Here is a 16,567-nt window from a genome sequence, read left to right as displayed (position 1 = left end):
GGCGCGGGCGGGCGGCCTCTTCGCCCAGCCGGGCCTTTTTGTCGGCCTCATATTCCTGGTAGTTGCCATCGAAGAACACCACTTGGGAATCCCCTTCGAAAGCCAGGATATGAGTGGCAATCCGATCCAGAAACCAGCGATCGTGGCTGATCACCAGCACCGAACCGGCGAATTCCAGCAGGGCGTCTTCCAGGGCGCGCAAGGTCTCGACGTCCAGATCGTTGGACGGTTCGTCCAGCAGCAGCACGTTGCCGCCCGCCACCAGGGTCTTGGCCAGATGCAGGCGGCCACGTTCGCCACCCGACAGCTTGCCGACCTGCTTGCCCTGGTCTGCGCCCTTGAAGTTGAATCGGCCCAGATAGGCCCGCGCCGGCATCTCGAACCGGCCCACGGTCAACAGATCGGCGCCATCGGAGATGGCGTCGAACACGGTCTTGTCATCGGGCAAGGATTCGCGCGACTGATCCACGTAGGCCAGCTTCACTGTCTGCCCCAGGATGACCTCGCCGGAATCCGGGGCTTCCTGGCCCGCAATCATGCGAAACAGCGTGGATTTGCCGGCGCCGTTGGGGCCAATGATGCCGACGATGGCCCCGGCGGGAATCCGGAAGCTGAGATCATCGATCAGGAGCCGGTCGCCAAAGGACTTGGATACGTTGCGAAATTCGATGACCTCGTTGCCCAGGCGTTCGGCCACGGGAATGAAGATTTCCTGGGTCTCGTTGCGTTTCTGGTATTCGTGCGAGGACAGTTCCTCGAAACGCGCCAGGCGCGCCTTGGCCTTGGCCTGGCGGCCCTTGGGGTTCTGCCGCACCCATTCCAGCTCTTTCTTGATGGTGCGCTGGCGGGCGGATTCGGCGGCTTCTTCCTGTTTCAGGCGGGCTTCCTTTTGTTCCAGCCAGGAACTGTAGTTGCCTTTCCAGGGGATGCCGTGCCCCCGGTCCAGTTCCAGGATCCATTCGGCGGCGTTGTCCAGGAAGTACCGATCGTGGGTCACGGCCACGACCGTGCCGGGAAACTGCCGCAGGAAGACCTCCAGCCATTCGACCGATTCGGCATCCAGGTGGTTGGTGGGTTCGTCCAGCAGCAGCATGTCGGGCTTGGACAGCAGCAGGCGGCACAGGGCCACCCGGCGTTTTTCCCCACCGGACAGTTTGGCAACCCCGGCATCCCAGGGCGGCAACCGCAAGGCATCTGCGGCGATTTCCATCTGGGTCTCGATATCGTCGCTGCCACTGGTGGCAGCGGCTGCGATGACGGCCTCGAGTTCGGCCTGTTCGGCGGCCAGGGCATCGAAGTCGGCATCCGGTTCGGCATAGGCCGCGTAGACTTCGTCCAGGCGCTTGCGGGCCTCGAAGACCTCGCCCAGGCCCGCCTCGACAGCCTGGCGGACGGTGTGCCCGGGATCGAGTTGCGGTTCCTGGGGCAGGTAGCCAATGCGCAAGCCTGCCATGGGAATGGCTTCGCCCTCGATGTCCTTGTCCACACCGGCCATGATTTTCAGCAGGGTGGATTTGCCCGAGCCGTTCAGGCCCAGCACCCCGATCTTGGCGCCGGGAAAGAAAGACAGGGAAATATCCCGCAGGATCTGACGTTTGGGCGGCACGATCTTGCCGACCCGGTTCATGGAATAGACGTACTGTGCCATGTCTCGACCGTGAAAAGGCGGGCCGAAGGATTCGGCTGCGCAAAGCCCCGATTGTAGGCCGGACGGGCGGCGACTCAAACCGTACAATGCCCCTCATCAGCCACCCCATCCCTGAACCGCCATGACGCTTCCTCTCGCATTCACTTCTGCCGAGGCCGACCTGCTGGGCCGCACCGCCGATGCACTGTGCGCCTGGCTGGGCAAGCCCGTGATCGCCGAAATCGTGTCCGAGCCCGACGCAGGCTACGAATGGGCCCTGTTCGCCCTGCCACTGGGCCCCAAGGACGAAGACGACAACCGGCCTCGCGTCCAGGCGGGGGGGCCCGAAGCGCGCTTCCTGGGGCACTGCGGCGGCCTGGGCCTGAGTGACGGCCAGGCCGTGGATTGCGAATTCCTCTGGGCCGTGCAGTTATCCGACCTGGAAGGCGTGCGCTACATCAAGGTGAACGCAGAAGGCGAAGAAGTCGCCTGGACCGACACGTTGACGGACCTGCTGCCCTTCGATCTGAACGAAGTCGACACGCCGCCGGACGACGAAGATGATCCCGAAAACGGGTCAGACCCTGCGGACTGACCCGCACCGGGCGAATCGGAACGGCTTGCCAGCCGCGACGTGGAAAGAGGCCGCGCCGGAATGCTCAAATCGCCACCGGGCATTTGGCGCGCGCCGCTGCTGCACGCACACGATCGCGCAGGAACAGCACCGCCCCGGCCGGCCACATGGCAGCCACCAGCAGGCGTGACGACCAGCGATTCAGGCGACGCCCGGCAGGGCGGGCCACCCGCTGTGCGCGCAAGTGCAGACCAAAGCGGGTGTAACGGATCGCCGCGCCGAAGAACGACGTCGGCTGGTAGCGGAACCATTCCAGGCAATACGCCACCGTGTCATGGGCCAGCAGCCACAGGCCCAGCGCATGGCGTCCGCCATCGGCCCGCCCCTCGCGCGACAGGCTGCCCGGATCATCGTGATACACGCGGAACACCTGGTTGACGAAGCGAGTCAGATACCCGGCCCGGGCAATCGCCCGCCACACCAGGCTTTCGGGCACGAACCCGGGAATGTCCTCGGGAAAAGGAAACTGGCGCAACACGTCGGTGCGCAGGCAACCGAATTTTTCGCCCCGGACGTGGTAGCGGAAGGTCATGTCCAGCGAGGACACATCCATCACATCCCGGGGATACATGTCACCCACCACCTTGCCATCCGGCCGTGCGCACAGGCCCGTGATCGCCACGGTACGGTCACGCAGGGCGGGCGGCATCTGTTCCCAGACTCCAGCCATGTGATACAGCGCATTGGGATCGAGTTCATCGTCGCTGTCGATGGCGACCAGCCATTCGCCCTGGGCGTGCCGCACGCCGTTGTTGAAGGCTGTTTTCTTGTGTTGATTAGGTTGCCAGACGTAACGGATGGGGAAGCTGGCTTCCTGCTGCCACCCCCGGACCAGCGTCCGGGTGGCATCCGTTGAACCGTCGTCCACGACCACCCATTCAAAGTCCTGGAAGGACTGTTCTCGCAGTGAGCGGTATACGCGCCCCAGTGTATGCGCGCGGTTGTAGGTCGGCGTGACCACGGAAAACAGATGACGCCAACAAGCCATGCCGGCAGGCCCCTCCTCATTTCAATCCGTTCATGATAGCCGCAAAAAAAACCACGAACCGTTGGGTTCGTGGTTTCCCTGATGCCGAATTGTATGCAAACAATACGGCAGGCTGGGCCAATCGATCAGGCGCGCTTGACCTTTTCCAGCATCTTGAAGACGCCCTTGGGCGAGCGCACGAACAGTCGCTTGAAGGCCTTGCCAAGGCAGCGGCGTTCAAGCGTATTGCGCCGCGTGCGTTTGATTTCTGCCATGTGGATCTCCTGGTGTAAGGCGGGCTTGAAAGCAAAACATGCCATTTTAGCAAAATTTCACCTGCCAGCGGCGGTCAATTGTTGCCGCTTCACCTCGCATCCCGGGAGGCGCAACAGCGCCTCACGCCGGATTATGATGGCAAGATGAACGCACCCATCCGCATTTTCGGCGCCCGCCAGCACAACCTGAAGAACCTGGATCTCACGATCCGCACCGGCGAACTCCTGGTGATCACGGGCGTGTCCGGATCCGGCAAAAGCTCGCTGGCCTTCGATACCCTGTACGCCGAAGGCCAGCGCCGCTATGTCGAGACCTTCTCGCCCTACGCACGCCAGTTCCTGGACCGCATGGACAAGCCCCAGGTCGATCGCATCGAAGGCATCCTGCCGGCCATCGCCATCGACCAGGTCAACCCGGTGCGCAATTCGCGCAGCACCGTGGGCACCATGACCGAACTGAACGACCACCTGAAGCTGCTCTACGCCCGCGCCGGCCACCTGCATTGCCGCAGCTGCGCCCGGCCCGTGATGCGCGACAATCCCGCCAGCATCCGGCGCCAGCTGGACGGCCTGTGCGCGGCCCGCGATCCGCGCCTGGTCATCACGTTCCCGATCTCGGTACCTGCCAATTTCACCGAAGACGAGGTGCGCGGTTTCCTGGAACAGCAAGGCTACACGCGCATCCACGAGCAGGACGCACCCGTCCCGGCAGCCGAACCCGCAGCGCCCGCCGCCAAAGCGGGGGGCAGGCGCAAGACGGCAGAACCCCTCCGGCGCGTACTGCATGTCGTACAGGACCGCTTCCGCCTGGGCAATGCGGAACCCGCGCGCGTGGACGAAGCCCTGGAAACCGCCCTGCGCCAGGGCAATGGCCGGCTCACCGTCCACGCGCTGTTCGACGAGGGCGAGCAGGCCTGGCGCTTCAGTGCCGGCCTGCATTGCGCGCACTGCGACATCGACTACAGCACACCGCTGCCCAGCACGTTTTCCTTCAATTCCCCGCTGGGCGCCTGCGAGCACTGCCGGGGTTTCGGCCGGGTGATGGGCATCGACTACGGCCTGGTCGTGCCCGACGAGACGCGCAGCCTGCGAGACGGGGCGATCAAGCCCTGGCAGACCGCCAGCTACAAGGAATGCCAGGTCGAAATGGAACGCTACGCCCCCAAGGCCGGCGTGCGCCTGGACGTGCCCTGGCGCGATCTGACGGACGAGGAGCGCCACTGGGTGATCGGCGGCGCCCCCGACTGGAAAGGCGGCCCATCCGCCTGGAAACACCAATGGTATGGCGTGCAACGTTTCTTCGACTGGCTGGAATCCCGCGCCTACAAGATGCACGTGCGGGTCCTGCTGTCGAAATACCGCAGCTATACGCCCTGCCCGCACTGCAAAGGCGCGCGCCTGAAACCGGACGCCACGCTGTGGCGCCTGGGGCAGGACCGCGAGCCGATTCCCGGCACGCCCCGTTTTTTGCCCGTGCACGCGCGCTGGACGCCCGAACAGCTGGCGGCCTTGCCCGGCCTGGGACTGCATGACCTGATGCGACTGCCCATCGAACGGGTGCGGGACTGGTTCGAGCACATCGAACTGGGCCGTGCCCTGGACGAGGCCCTGACCGAACTATTGGACGAGGTCCGCGCCCGCCTGCGATTCCTGTGCGATGTCGGACTGGGCTATCTGTCGTTGGATCGCCAGAGCCGCACCCTGTCGGGCGGCGAAGTCCAGCGCATCAACCTGACCACCGCACTGGGCACGTCCCTGGTGAACACGCTGTTCGTGCTGGATGAACCGTCCATTGGCCTGCATCCGCGCGACATCCACCGCATCGTCCAGGTCATGCACCGTCTGCGCGACCACGGCAACACGCTGGTCGTGGTGGAACACGACCCCCAGGTCATGATGGCCGCCGACCGCATCCTGGACATCGGCCCAGGGCCTGGCGAACGCGGTGGACGCATCGTCTTCGACGGCACCCCGGCCGAGCTGTCCACGGCCGATACGCTGACAGGCCGCTATTTCGGGGGTCGGATGCGAATCGAATCGCCGCGTCCCCTGCCGGTACAGGACAATACGCCGCGCCTGCTGCTGCAAGGCGTCCGCGCCAACAACCTGCAGGACGTGAATTTTTCCCTGCCGCTGGGCCGGCTGGTGTGCCTGACCGGCGTGTCCGGTTCGGGCAAATCCACCCTGGTCCAGGATGTGCTCTACCCCGCTTTGCTGAAACGCCTGGGCCGCGCCACCGAAGCCCCGGGGGCATACGCCGCCCTGCTGGGCGCGGAGCAGATCGCCGATGTGGTGATGGTCGACCAGACGCCCATCGGCAAGACGGCCCGTTCCAACCCCGCCAGCTACGTCGGCGCTTTCGACGCCATCCGCAAACTGTTCGCCACCGCCGCACTGTCCCAGGAACGCGGCTATACCGCCGGCACCTTCAGCTTCAACACCGGCGATGGCCGCTGCCCTGGCTGCGGCGGCACCGGCTTCGAACATGTCGAGATGCAGTTCCTGTCGGACGTGTACCTGCGCTGCCCGGACTGCGATGGCCGCCGCTTCCGCCCCCAGGTACTGGAGGTGCGCATCGAACACCTGGGCCGCAGCGCCTCGATCGACGAAGTCCTGGACATGACCGTGAGCGAAGCGCTGGACTTTTTCAAGGGCCTGCGTGACGTGCAGTGGGGCCTGGCGCCCCTGGCCGACGTGGGCCTGGAATACGTGCGCCTGGGCCAGCCCGTGCCCACCCTGTCGGGCGGCGAGGCCCAGCGCCTGAAACTGGCCGGCCACCTGGCCGAGGCCGCGCGTTCGCGGGCGCCCCGAGGGGCGCTGAAAGGCAGCCTGCTGCTGTTCGACGAACCCACCACGGGCCTGCATTTCGACGATATCGCCCGCCTGATGCGGGCCTTCCGCAAGCTGCTGGCCGCCGGTCATTCGCTGCTGATCATCGAGCACAATCTGGACGTGATCCGGGCCGCCGACTGGGTCGTGGACCTGGGGCCCGACGGCGGCGACCAGGGCGGCCACATCGTGGCGGAAGGCACGCCGGAAACCCTGATGCGCCATCCGGATTCCCACACCGGCCGGGCGCTGTCCGACTACGCGCACCAGATCGACCATCCGGCGCTGACCCTGCGTGAACCCGCGCCGCGCCTGCCCGCAACGGCAAGCAGCCCGGACATCCACATCCTGAATGCCCGCGAGCACAATCTGAAAGGCATCGACGTCCACATCCCGCGCAATGCCTTCACGGTCATCACCGGGGTTTCGGGTTCCGGCAAATCCACCCTGGCCTTCGACATCCTGTTCAACGAGGGCCAGCGGCGCTACCTGGAATCCCTGAACGCCTACGCGCGCGCCATCGTGCAGCCGGCCGGCAAGCCGGACGTGGATGCGATCTACGGCATCCCGCCGACCGTCGCCATCGAACAGCGCACCAGCCGGGGGGGGCGCAAGTCCACCGTCGCCACCATGACGGAGATTCACCATTTCCTGCGCCTGCTGTACGTGCGCCTGGGCACCCAGATGTGCCCGGACTGCAATGTCCCCGTGGCGCCGCAAACACCGGAACAGATCGTCGCCCAGCTGCTGCGCGACCATGCCGGCGAACACATCGGCCTGCTGGCACCGCTGGTGGTGGCGCGCAAGGGCTACTACACCGACCTGGCGAAATGGGCGGCTTCACATGGATACACCCATTTGCGCGTGGATGGCGCCTTCATCCCGGTCGCTCCCTGGCCGCGACTGGACCGCTACCAGGAACACACGATCGAGCTGCCGGTCCGCGATCTGATCGTGGACCTGCGCGACGAGGCCGGCCTGCGCGAGGCCGTGCGTGCGGCCCTGGCGCTGGGCCATGGCAGCTTCCGCGTGCTGGCCGGCCTGACCGCGCCAGGCCCGGCCACGATCGAAGCCCGCCGCGCCGCCGGCCTGGCCCCCGACCCCCGCCTGCTGACTTTTTCCATCAAACGCGCATGCCCGAGCTGCGGCACCAGCTTCCCGGAACCCGACCCGCGCCTGTTTTCCTACAATTCACGCCATGGCTGGTGTCCAGGCTGCTACGGTACCGGCCTGCAACTGACCGGCTTTACCGCAGACCAGACCGGCGAAGAATCCGTCTGGCTGGACGAGACTTCCGGCCAGCCACAGCCCTGCCCACAATGCCAGGGCCAGCGGCTGAACCGTGTGGCGCGGGCCTTTCTCTGGCGCGGCCGGTCCATCGCCGAACTGGCCTCGATGCCCGTCAGCGACGCCCAGCGCTTTTTCCTGGGCCTGGGCGCCCAGGGCCGCGAAGCCGAAATCGCCCGCGACATCCTGGCCGAGATCCGCAGCCGCCTGGACTTCATGATGGACGTGGGCCTGGGCTACCTGGCCCTGGATCGGGCCGCCCCGACCCTGTCGGGCGGCGAAGCCCAGCGCATCCGCCTGGCGGCGCAGCTGGGCTCGAACCTGCAGGGCGTGTGCTATGTGCTGGACGAACCCACCATCGGCCTGCACCCACGTGACAACCGCATCCTGCTGGATGCGCTAAGCCGCCTGGAAGGCAACGGCAACACCCTGGTGGTGGTCGAGCACGACGAGGACACCATCCGCCGCGCCGGCCACGTGATCGACATCGGCCCCGGAGCCGGCGTGCGCGGTGGCATGGTCGTGGCCCAGGGCACGGTCAATGAAATCGCCCGCAACCCGGCCTCGGTCACCGGACGCTACCTGCGTGAACCCCTGGTCCATCCCATGAATGGGCGCCGACCCGTGGACGCCGCCACCCCCAGCCTGGACATCGAGGACGCCACGCTGCACAACCTGCGCCAGGCGAACGCGCGCATCCCGCTGGGACGGCTGAGCGTCATCACCGGAGTCTCGGGTTCGGGCAAGTCCACATTGGCGCGCGACGTGCTGCTGGACAACCTGGCGCGCCGGGTCGGCCAGCACCAGAACGGTCCCTGGCAGGGTTGCCGGACGATCCACGGCTGGCAGGCCATCGACCGCGTGCTGGAAGTCGACCAGACGCCCATCGGCAAGACGCCCCGGTCCTGCCCGGCCACCTACGTAGGCTTCTGGGACGACATCCGCAAACTCTATGCCGGCACGCGCGAATCACGGCTGCGCGGCTGGACGGCCTCGCGCTTTTCTTTCAACACCGGCGACGGCCGCTGCCCGGAATGCGAAGGACAGGGCATGCGCACCATCGAGATGAGCTTCCTGCCGGACGTCAAGGTGCCGTGCGACGCCTGCCACGGCGCGCGCTTCAACCAGGAAACCCTCGGCGTGCAATGGAATGGCCGCAGCGCGGGCGAGGTGCTGCGCATGGAAGTCGACAACGCCATCGGCCAGTTTTCCGCGCACCGCCGCATTGCCCGTGCACTGCAACTGATGCAGGACGTGGGCCTGGGCTACCTGACGCTGGGCCAGCCTTCGCCGACGCTGTCCGGCGGCGAAGCCCAGCGCATCAAGCTGGTCACCGAACTGACCAAGGCGCATCTGGACGAGGGCGTGCTGCGCACCGGCCGCGCCTCGCGCGTGCCGCACACGCTGTACGTGCTGGACGAACCGACGGTGGGCCTGTCCACCGCAGACGTGGAAAAGCTGATCCGCGTGCTGCACCGGCTGGTGGACGCAGGCCATACCGTCGTGGTCATCGAGCACAATCTGGATGTCATCGCCGAGGCCGACTGGATCGTAGACCTGGGCCCCGAAGGCGGTGACCAGGGGGGCCGTGTCGTCGCCCAGGGCAGCCCCGAGCAGCTCTGCGCCAGCCCGACGCATACGGGACGGATTCTGGCGGAATTTCTCGCAGCCGGACATGCGCGCAGCGCCGTGGGGGCCTGATGACCTGCCTGTTCGAAAACCGGCTGGCGGATCGCTCGCTGCGGCTGTCTGATCCGATCGCGCGCATCGCCGTCCACCACCGTGCGGAACTGCCCGCCGCCTGGGACGCCATCGAGGCCGCCCGGCAGTCGGGACGCTGGATTGCGTTGCTACTGGACTACGAACTGGGCGAATGGCTGGCCCCCGAAGCCGCCGACCCCGCCGACCGGGACGCACGCGACCCACTGCCCCGCCTGAGCGCGCTGGTCTACGCACACGCCGAACACGGGCCCTGCGTGCAGCCCGAGGCACCCGGCGGCGACTCGCACTGGGATCCGGCCCCCCAGCCGATGGTATCCCGCGAACAGCATGCCCAGGCCATCGAAACCGTGCGCGCCGGCATCGCCCGGGGCGACTACTATCAGATCAACTACACCCTGCCCCTGCGCCTGCGCTGGACTCCCGGCCTGGACCCCTTGCGGGCCTATACCCATCTGGCCAGCCGCCATCCCGTCGCCCACGCCGCCTGCGTGCGCGACGGCGAACGCTGGGTCTTGTCTCTGTCACCCGAACTGTTCGTGGCCCGCGAGGGCACGCGCCTGCGCGTGCGGCCCATGAAAGGCACCGCCCCACGCCACGCCGATCCCGCCTGGGACCGGCAGGCCGCCGAAGCACTGCAACGCAGTGTCAAGAATCGCGCGGAAAACCTGATGATCGTGGACCTGCTGCGCAACGACCTGGGCCGCATTGCCGTACCCGGCAGCGTGCGCGTGCCGGCCCTGTTCAGCCTGGAGGCCTATCCTTCAGTCTGGACCCTGACGTCCACCGTAGAAGCCGAAGCACCGGACGCCCCGCTGTCCGAAGTGCTGCGAGCCCTGTTTCCCTGTGGCTCGATCACGGGCGCACCCAAGATCGCCGCCATGCGCGCCATCCGGACACTGGAAGCCCGCCGTCGCGGCATCTACTGCGGCAGCGTCGGCTGGCTGGCCCCGAATGGGGATTTTTCCCTCAACGTCGCCATCCGCACCATCGAACTGCGCGCCGGCCAGGCCGAATTCGGCGTAGGCGGCGGCATCGTGTACGATTCCCGGGCCGCCGACGAATGGGAGGAATGCCTGTGGAAAGCCCGCATCCTGGATCTGGACTGAGCCCGTCCGACCCGGCACTGCCCGTGCCCCCCACTAGCGAAATCCAGCGGCTCGCCCCCGACCTGATCGAAACCATGCGGCTGGAACGCGGCCAGGTCGCGCTCTGGCCTGGCCACCGGGCGCGGCTGCTGGCATCCGCCCGGGCGCTGGGCTATCCGCTGGATGCAAACGCGCTGGATGATTGGATGACTGGGCAGATCCGGGGCCTGGCAGCGGGCGAAGCCGCCCTTGCGCGCACCGGCACAGACACGCCACCCGCCAGCGCGCCGCAGCGCCTGCGCCTGCTGCTGGCGGTCGATGGCCGGCTGTCCCTGGAGGCCGCGCCGCTGCCGCCGACGCTCGAACCGGTCCGCCTTGCCTGGGCGGCGGACGTTCTGGGGCCGGACGCGGTGCTGGATGCACACGATCCCTGGCTGCGGCACAAGACGACCCACCGCCCTCGTTTTGCAGCAGCACAGCGCTGGCTGCACGTCCATCCCGAGTATTTCGACCTGATTTTCTGCAACAGCGCCGGCGAACTGTGCGAAGGCAGCCGCAGCACGATCTATGTCCAAGGCACGGATGGCGTCTGGCTGACCCCGCCCCTGGCCTGCGGCCTGCTGCCCGGCGTGCAGCGCCAGGCCCTGCTGGACGCAGGCGCGGCACGCGAAGCGCGGCTGAGTCTGACCGACCTGCGCCAGGCCCCGGCCCTGCGGGTATCGAACGCCTTGCGCGGTTGGCTGGATGCGCAGCCAGGGAAGCCCTGAACAAGTAAAGACTGGAATTCACCAGGCAGGATACTAGGCCGCCAGCCCCTGCCGGATCGCCCAATCGGCTGCCGCCATGCCCATGGTGGCCGTGATCGCCACGGCTGAACCATAACCTGCGCAGGACAGGCCCTGCGGTGCGGCCATGGTCGCGACGGAACCCTGGTCCGCCGCCACATCAGTCGCGCGCCCCGCCGCCGACGCCTCACGCACCCAGGCCGAAGGCAGCACCACCGGCTGCTCGAACCACAGGCAATGCACCCCCATGCGCGGCACCCGGCGGCGCGGCTTGCCGCCTGCCGTCCCGCCCTTGGGGTAGCCATGGCGCTGGCGCAGTTCCTGGCGCACCCGGCCCAGCAAGGCATCATGCGCCGCCAGCGACAAGTCCCCCGCCCGCAAGGCCAGCGGATCCGTCTTGCCACCCGCCCCGCCGCACACCAGCAGCGGCCAGGCCGCCGTGCGGGCCTGCAGGATCATGGCGATCTTGGCGGCTACCTGATCGGTGCAATCCAGCAGCACGCCAGGCGTCCCCGACAGAATGGCAGCCACATTGTCCGGACCGATGAAATCATCGATGCACACGATGCGGCAGCCCGGATTGATGTCGCGGATGCGGTCCGCCATGGCGGCGACCTTGGCCTGTCCCAGGGTACTGCCCAGGGCATGGACCTGGCGATTGATGTTGGATTCGGCCACGTGATCCAGGTCCACCAGCGTCAACGCCCCCACCCCCGAACGGGCCAGGGCTTCTGCGCACCAGGCGCCGACACCGCCAATGCCGGCCACGACCACGTGCATTGCCGCCAGCGCCCGCCGGGCACCATCGCCGTACAAACGGTCCAGCCCGCCAAAACGGCGCGCAGCGTCGGCATCGGCAGCATGGGGGGCGGCAGGCGGGAAATCAGGCATCACGGCAACGGGTACCAAGGGAAACGTTTCATTTTAGCCAAGGCCGTCTGCGCAGGCGCCCCCTCTGCGCAAGTCCTCTACAATACAAGCTTGTTTCCATCTCAAACATCGCCCGCTCCTCGTGAACACGCCCGCCGCCCGCGCCAGCCAGCTTCCGCCTCCGCCGGAAGCCTTTCATCTGCGCGACGCCGCCTGGCACCAGGCCTCCATTGAACACACCCTGAAACACTGGGATGGCCATTCCGACCTGTGGGTGTTCGGCTACGGTTCTCTGATCTGGCGACCAGAATTCGACTACCTGGAATCACGCCGTGCACACATCTACGGCTATCACCGCGCCCTGTGCCTGTGGTCGCGCATCAACCGTGGGACGCCCGAACGCCCCGGCCTGGTCTTCGGCCTGGACCTGGGCGGCTCATGCGAAGGCACCACCTACCGGATCGCCAGCGCCCGGGTGCCCGATATCATGGGCCCCCTCTGGCAGCGTGAAATGCCCAGCGCATCCTATATCCCGCGCTGGCTGAACTGCCACACATCATCCGGCCCCGTATCCGGCCTGGTCTTCACCACGGACCGCCAGGACGAAGGCTACGTCACGGGCCTGTCCATCGAAGAAACCGTCGCCATCGTGCGCCAGGGGTACGGACGTTACGGATCCTGTACCGAATACGTGCTGCAAACGGCCGATGCCCTGGACGCGGCCGGCATCACGGACCGCCGCCTGCGCACCATTGCGCGTTTACTGCGTGCCCCCTCTGACCTCATTTCCTGATCAAAACGCCATGTCCATCGCCGATATCCGCCAGACCTACCAGAAGTTCGAACTGCTCGAATCCGCCGCAGCCGCCGACCCCTACACCCAATTCGACCACTGGTTCCAGCAGGCCCTGCACAGCGAGGTCCGCGAACCAACCGCGATGACCCTGGCAACGGCCGATACGGCGGGCCGGCCTTCGGCGCGCATCGTCCTGCTCAAGGATTTCGATAAGCGGGGCTTCGTGTTCTACACCAACTACCAGTCCCGCAAGGGCCTGGAACTGAACGCCAACCCCCAGGCCGGATTGTTGTTCTTCTGGCCCGAACTTGAACGGCAAGTCCGCATCGAAGGCCCTGTCAGCCCCGTGTCGGCAGCGGAATCCGACGCCTATTACGCCAGCCGGCCCCTGGGGTCGCGCATCGGCGCCTGGGCATCCCCCCAAAGCCAGCCCATCACCCACGAAGCCCTGGCCGAACGCGTAGCCGAACTCAGCAAGACACTGGGCGAGGACCCCGCCCGCCCGCCTCATTGGGGCGGCTACCGCCTGGAACCCACCCGCGTCGAATTCTGGCAAGGCCGGCCTTCGCGCCTGCACGATCGACTGGTCTACTCGCGCGATGCCGAGGGCGACTGGACGCTGGACCGCATCGCGCCCTGAATCCCCATGCGCCCACAACCCACCCCTGCCGACTTCCCGGCCCTGTATTTCCGCTCGGCGCTGGGCCGTTTCCCCACCGGCGTCACCGTCATCACGGCAGAACATCCCGACACCGGCACCCCGCTGGGCCTGACGATCAGTTCCTTCAGTTCGGTCTCGTTGACGCCGCCCATGGTGCTGTGGACGTTGACGCACACGGCCTCGTCCCTGGCGGCTTTCAAGACCCTGAACCGCTACGTCATCCATGTGCTGTCCGCTGGTCAGGTGGATCTGGCGCGGCGCTTCGCCAAGGGGCCGCAAGCCGATCGATTCACCGGCCAGGCGCTGGACCGCGCGCCCAACGGCACCCTGATGCTGGCCGATCCCCGCTGCGCCGCCTGGTTCGAATGCCACAACACCCAGCGCCACGAAGCCGGCGACCACACGATTTTCGTCGGTCAGGTCGAACATTGCCACCGCCAGTTGCTGTCGCCCCTGATCTATCATGCGGGCGATTTCGAACTGACCCCCGGCAGCGAGCCGCTTTCCCGTAACTGATGTCCTGCCCGGCTGATTCAGTACGGATCCACCAGACAGGGCACCCGCGCGACTTCTCCAGGCCCACACCGCCTGCGACAGACACCATGCACGACTACATCCTGACCCTATCCTGCCCTGATCGCATGGGCATCGTCCACACCGTCAGCAGCTGGCTGCTGACCCATCACGGCAACATCGTTCACGCCCAGCAGTTCGGCGACCCGGATTCATCGCGGTTTTTCCTGCGGGTCCATTTCGCCTTGCCCGTCGCCGAACCGGTCGCATCCCTGGCGGACGATTTCGCCGGCATCGCCGAACGTTTCGAGATGCAATGCCAGTTCCATGACACCACCCGCAAGGCCAGGCTGCTGGTGCTGGTCAGCCGCCAGGGGCATTGCCTGAATGACCTGCTGTTCCGGGTCAGCGCCGGCCAGTTGCCGGCAGAAGTCGTCGGCGTGGTCTCGAACCACACGGATTTCCGCGCGCTGGCGCAGTCCCACGGCCTGCCCTTTCATCACCTGCCCGTGACGGCCGAGACCCGTGCCGCGCAAGAAGCGCAGATCCTGGATCTGGTCGAACGCGAACACGTCGATCTGGTGGTCCTGGCGCGCTACATGCAGATTCTTTCACCCGCGTTGTGCCGCGCCCTGGAAGGCCGCGCCATCAACATCCACCACAGCTTCCTGCCCGGTTTCAAGGGCGCCCGGCCGTATTACCAGGCCCATGCGCGCGGTGTGAAGCTGATCGGGGCCACGGCACACTACGTGACCGAGGACCTGGACGAAGGCCCCATCATCGAACAGGACATCGAACGCGTGGACCATGCCATGGGACCCGAAGACCTGACGCGCATCGGCAGCGACATCGAATCCGTGGTGCTGTCCCGCGCCGTGCGCTGGCACGTCGAACACCGCATCCTGCTCAACGGGCAGCGCACCGTGGTGTTCCGCTGACAGGCGCCGCGCCGCCGGATCCTACGCGGCACCCAGATCGAACAGATTGGTGGCCTCGGTCTCGAACACCTGGACATCATCCTGGTTGTACAGCCGCCAGGTCCAGCGGACGATCCCCAGGTCGGCCCGCGTGGCCGATACCCGCTTGCTGTCCACCGTGGCCTCCAGGCGCAGCCGGTCGCCCGGCCGCACGGGCGCGATCCAGCGCAAGCGTTCCAGCCCGGGCGAACCGAAGGACTCGGAATCATGCAGGACGGCCTCGGTGGCCATGCGCATGGCCAATCCACAAGTCATCCAGCCACTGGCGATCAGCCCCCCCCAGCGGCCTTCACGGGCGCGCTCGGCATCGATGTGAAACCACTGCGGATCATAGGCACGCGCAAATGCCAGCATCTCGGCTTCGTCCACCGTGACTGGGCCATGACAGATCACCTGGCCAGGTTCGAGTTCCCTGAATTTCATCGCTCATGCTCCCGAAAACGGCAGCGGGCCAGTTCAAGGCGTTCTTAGGCGAACGCAGCAGCGGCCCGCGCAATACGGTCATTGATCCCCTGCCAGGCCGGACCGGCGGGGGGACGTTGCAACAGAATCCGATCATAGCCGGCCTCGTCCAGATCACGCAGCAGCGCATACAGCCGGCGTGCGTAGACCACCGGATCAGCCGGCAGGACAATCCAGTCCACGCCCGCAGGCGCCGCGCCCGGCGCGTCTTCCAGCACGACAACCGCCAGGCGTCGGCCTGCCACCGGGGCCTGACGCCCCTCGATCCAGTCCGCCAGGGCACCAATGGTGATCAAGGACACCGGGGTGCGTGGCGCGTAGTGCGCCTTGAGCGCGCCCGACACCCGAGGCGCCGCAGCATCGGGCAAGGCCGGCGACTCGCCCAGCACTTCGGCAATCTGCACCGCCGTCACCTGGCCGGGCCGCAGCAGCACAGGGCCGATGCCCTGGTCAAGCCGCGACAGATCCAGGATCGTGGACTCGATGCCGACGTCCGAGGCGCCGCCTTCGAGGATCATCAGCGCCTGCTCATCCAGATGTGGAAATTCGCTGCGCACATGCTCCGCGCATGTGGGAGAAACCTGGCCAAACTGATTCGCCGATGGCGCCGCCACGCCGCCGCTGCCATGCGGCTTGAGGTGCGCGAACGCATGCAGCAGACGCTGCGCCACGGGATGCGAGGGGCATCGCAGGCCGATGCTGTCCTGTCCGCCGCTGACAGCGTCCGGAATACGGGCCGCGCGTGGCAGGATCAGCGTCAACGGCCCCGGCCAGAAAGCCGCCATCAACCGCCGGGCCTGATGCGGGACCACAGCCGCCCAATAGCCAGGGTCCGTCTCGGGGGACAAATGAACGATGACAGGATGGTTGGCGGGCCGCCGTTTGGCGGCATAGATGCGCGCAACGGCCTCGGGATTTTCGGCATCCGCCCCCAGGCCATAGACCGTCTCTGTCGGAAAGGCCACCAGCCGACCTTGGGCCAGCCGCTGGGCGGCTTCCAGGATCTGCTCGGGGCCGGATTCTGACAGGGCCACAGCCGCACACGGCTCAGGCATCGGACAGCCCCAGCACGGCCGA

The 16,567-nt window shown here is 66.7% G+C and carries 14 protein-coding genes; 8 read left to right on the top strand and 6 right to left on the bottom strand.

The genetic code is table 11. The features are described 5' to 3' along the window. The coding region (gene ettA, locus RBR29_RS05705) for an energy-dependent translational throttle protein EttA (RefSeq protein WP_320348000.1) at positions 1 to 1,648 on the bottom strand (1,648 nt) is incomplete at its 3' end. Between the two features lie 121 nt (positions 1,649 to 1,769). Here ettA and RBR29_RS05700 point away from each other — a divergent pair. Beyond that, positions 1,770 to 2,222 carry a hypothetical protein gene (locus tag RBR29_RS05700; protein ID WP_320347999.1) on the top strand — a complete coding sequence of 151 codons (453 nt, stop codon included), beginning with the start codon at positions 1,770 to 1,772 and terminating at the stop codon, positions 2,220 to 2,222. A gap of 64 nt (positions 2,223 to 2,286) precedes the next feature. On the opposite strand, the gene RBR29_RS05695 is transcribed toward RBR29_RS05700, so the two are convergent. Both RBR29_RS05695 and RBR29_RS05690 read right to left on the bottom strand, forming a co-directional pair. Next, entirely contained in the window at positions 2,287 to 3,249 is a 963-nt protein-coding gene (locus RBR29_RS05695) for a glycosyltransferase family 2 protein (RefSeq protein ID WP_320347998.1), read from the bottom strand. Between the two features lie 125 nt (positions 3,250 to 3,374). Further along, entirely contained in the window at positions 3,375 to 3,503 is a 129-nt protein-coding gene (locus tag RBR29_RS05690; protein WP_257791477.1) for a hypothetical protein, read from the bottom strand. A gap of 144 nt (positions 3,504 to 3,647) precedes the next feature. On the opposite strand from RBR29_RS05690, the gene uvrA reads away from it, so the two are divergent. From uvrA to RBR29_RS05675, 3 genes are read left to right on the top strand one after another with little or no spacing between them, the layout of a single operon-like run. Then, positions 3,648 to 9,320, top strand: a complete 5,673-nt coding sequence (uvrA, locus tag RBR29_RS05685) for an excinuclease ABC subunit UvrA (protein WP_320347997.1) — start codon at positions 3,648 to 3,650, stop codon at positions 9,318 to 9,320. Beyond that, entirely contained in the window at positions 9,320 to 10,447 is a 1,128-nt protein-coding gene (locus RBR29_RS05680; RefSeq protein WP_320347996.1) for an aminodeoxychorismate synthase component I, read from the top strand. The genes uvrA and RBR29_RS05680 overlap by 1 nt, the downstream gene beginning before the upstream one ends. A 23-nt stretch (positions 10,448 to 10,470) precedes the next feature. After that, positions 10,471 to 11,193, top strand: coding sequence for an aminotransferase class IV (locus RBR29_RS05675; protein ID WP_320347995.1), 723 nt, complete (start codon positions 10,471 to 10,473; stop codon positions 11,191 to 11,193). Between the two features lie 33 nt (positions 11,194 to 11,226). On the opposite strand, the gene RBR29_RS05670 is transcribed toward RBR29_RS05675, so the two are convergent. After that, a complete protein-coding gene (locus tag RBR29_RS05670; RefSeq protein WP_320347994.1) occupies positions 11,227 to 12,102 on the bottom strand; it encodes a tRNA threonylcarbamoyladenosine dehydratase in 876 nt (291 codons plus the stop codon). Positions 12,103 to 12,223: 121 nt separating this feature from the next. On the opposite strand from RBR29_RS05670, the gene RBR29_RS05665 reads away from it, so the two are divergent. The 4 genes from RBR29_RS05665 (at position 12,224) to purU (ending at position 14,989) form a co-directional block, all read left to right on the top strand. Then, a complete protein-coding gene (locus RBR29_RS05665) occupies positions 12,224 to 12,874 on the top strand; it encodes a gamma-glutamylcyclotransferase (RefSeq protein ID WP_320347993.1) in 651 nt (216 codons plus the stop codon). 10 nt (positions 12,875 to 12,884) lie between these two features. Beyond that, complete coding sequence (pdxH, locus tag RBR29_RS05660; RefSeq protein WP_320347992.1) at positions 12,885 to 13,517, top strand: pyridoxamine 5'-phosphate oxidase; 633 nt, start codon at positions 12,885 to 12,887, stop codon at positions 13,515 to 13,517. 6 nt (positions 13,518 to 13,523) lie between these two features. Then, positions 13,524 to 14,054, top strand: a complete 531-nt coding sequence (locus RBR29_RS05655; RefSeq protein ID WP_320347991.1) for a flavin reductase family protein — start codon at positions 13,524 to 13,526, stop codon at positions 14,052 to 14,054. Between the two features lie 86 nt (positions 14,055 to 14,140). Further along, positions 14,141 to 14,989, top strand: coding sequence for a formyltetrahydrofolate deformylase (purU, locus tag RBR29_RS05650; RefSeq protein WP_320347990.1), 849 nt, complete (start codon positions 14,141 to 14,143; stop codon positions 14,987 to 14,989). A 21-nt stretch (positions 14,990 to 15,010) separates the two neighbouring features. On the opposite strand, the gene RBR29_RS05645 is transcribed toward purU, so the two are convergent. Both RBR29_RS05645 and RBR29_RS05640 read right to left on the bottom strand, forming a co-directional pair. Next, the gene (locus RBR29_RS05645; RefSeq protein ID WP_320347989.1) at positions 15,011 to 15,451 is read right to left on the bottom strand and encodes a MaoC family dehydratase; all 441 of its coding nucleotides are present in this window, start codon (positions 15,449 to 15,451) and stop codon (positions 15,011 to 15,013) included. A gap of 44 nt (positions 15,452 to 15,495) precedes the next feature. Beyond that, positions 15,496 to 16,545 (bottom strand): L-threonylcarbamoyladenylate synthase, encoded by a 1,050-nt coding sequence (locus RBR29_RS05640; RefSeq protein WP_320348001.1) that lies wholly within the window; start codon positions 16,543 to 16,545, stop codon positions 15,496 to 15,498. Positions 16,546 to 16,567 lie beyond the last annotated feature (22 nt).

It is taken from the genome of Castellaniella sp., from assembly GCF_034007085.1.
Taxonomy (GTDB): Bacteria; Pseudomonadota; Gammaproteobacteria; order Burkholderiales; family Burkholderiaceae_B; genus Castellaniella.
The sequence above is the reverse complement of the archived record's forward strand: the minus strand, read 5'-3'. Positions and strand labels throughout refer to the sequence as shown.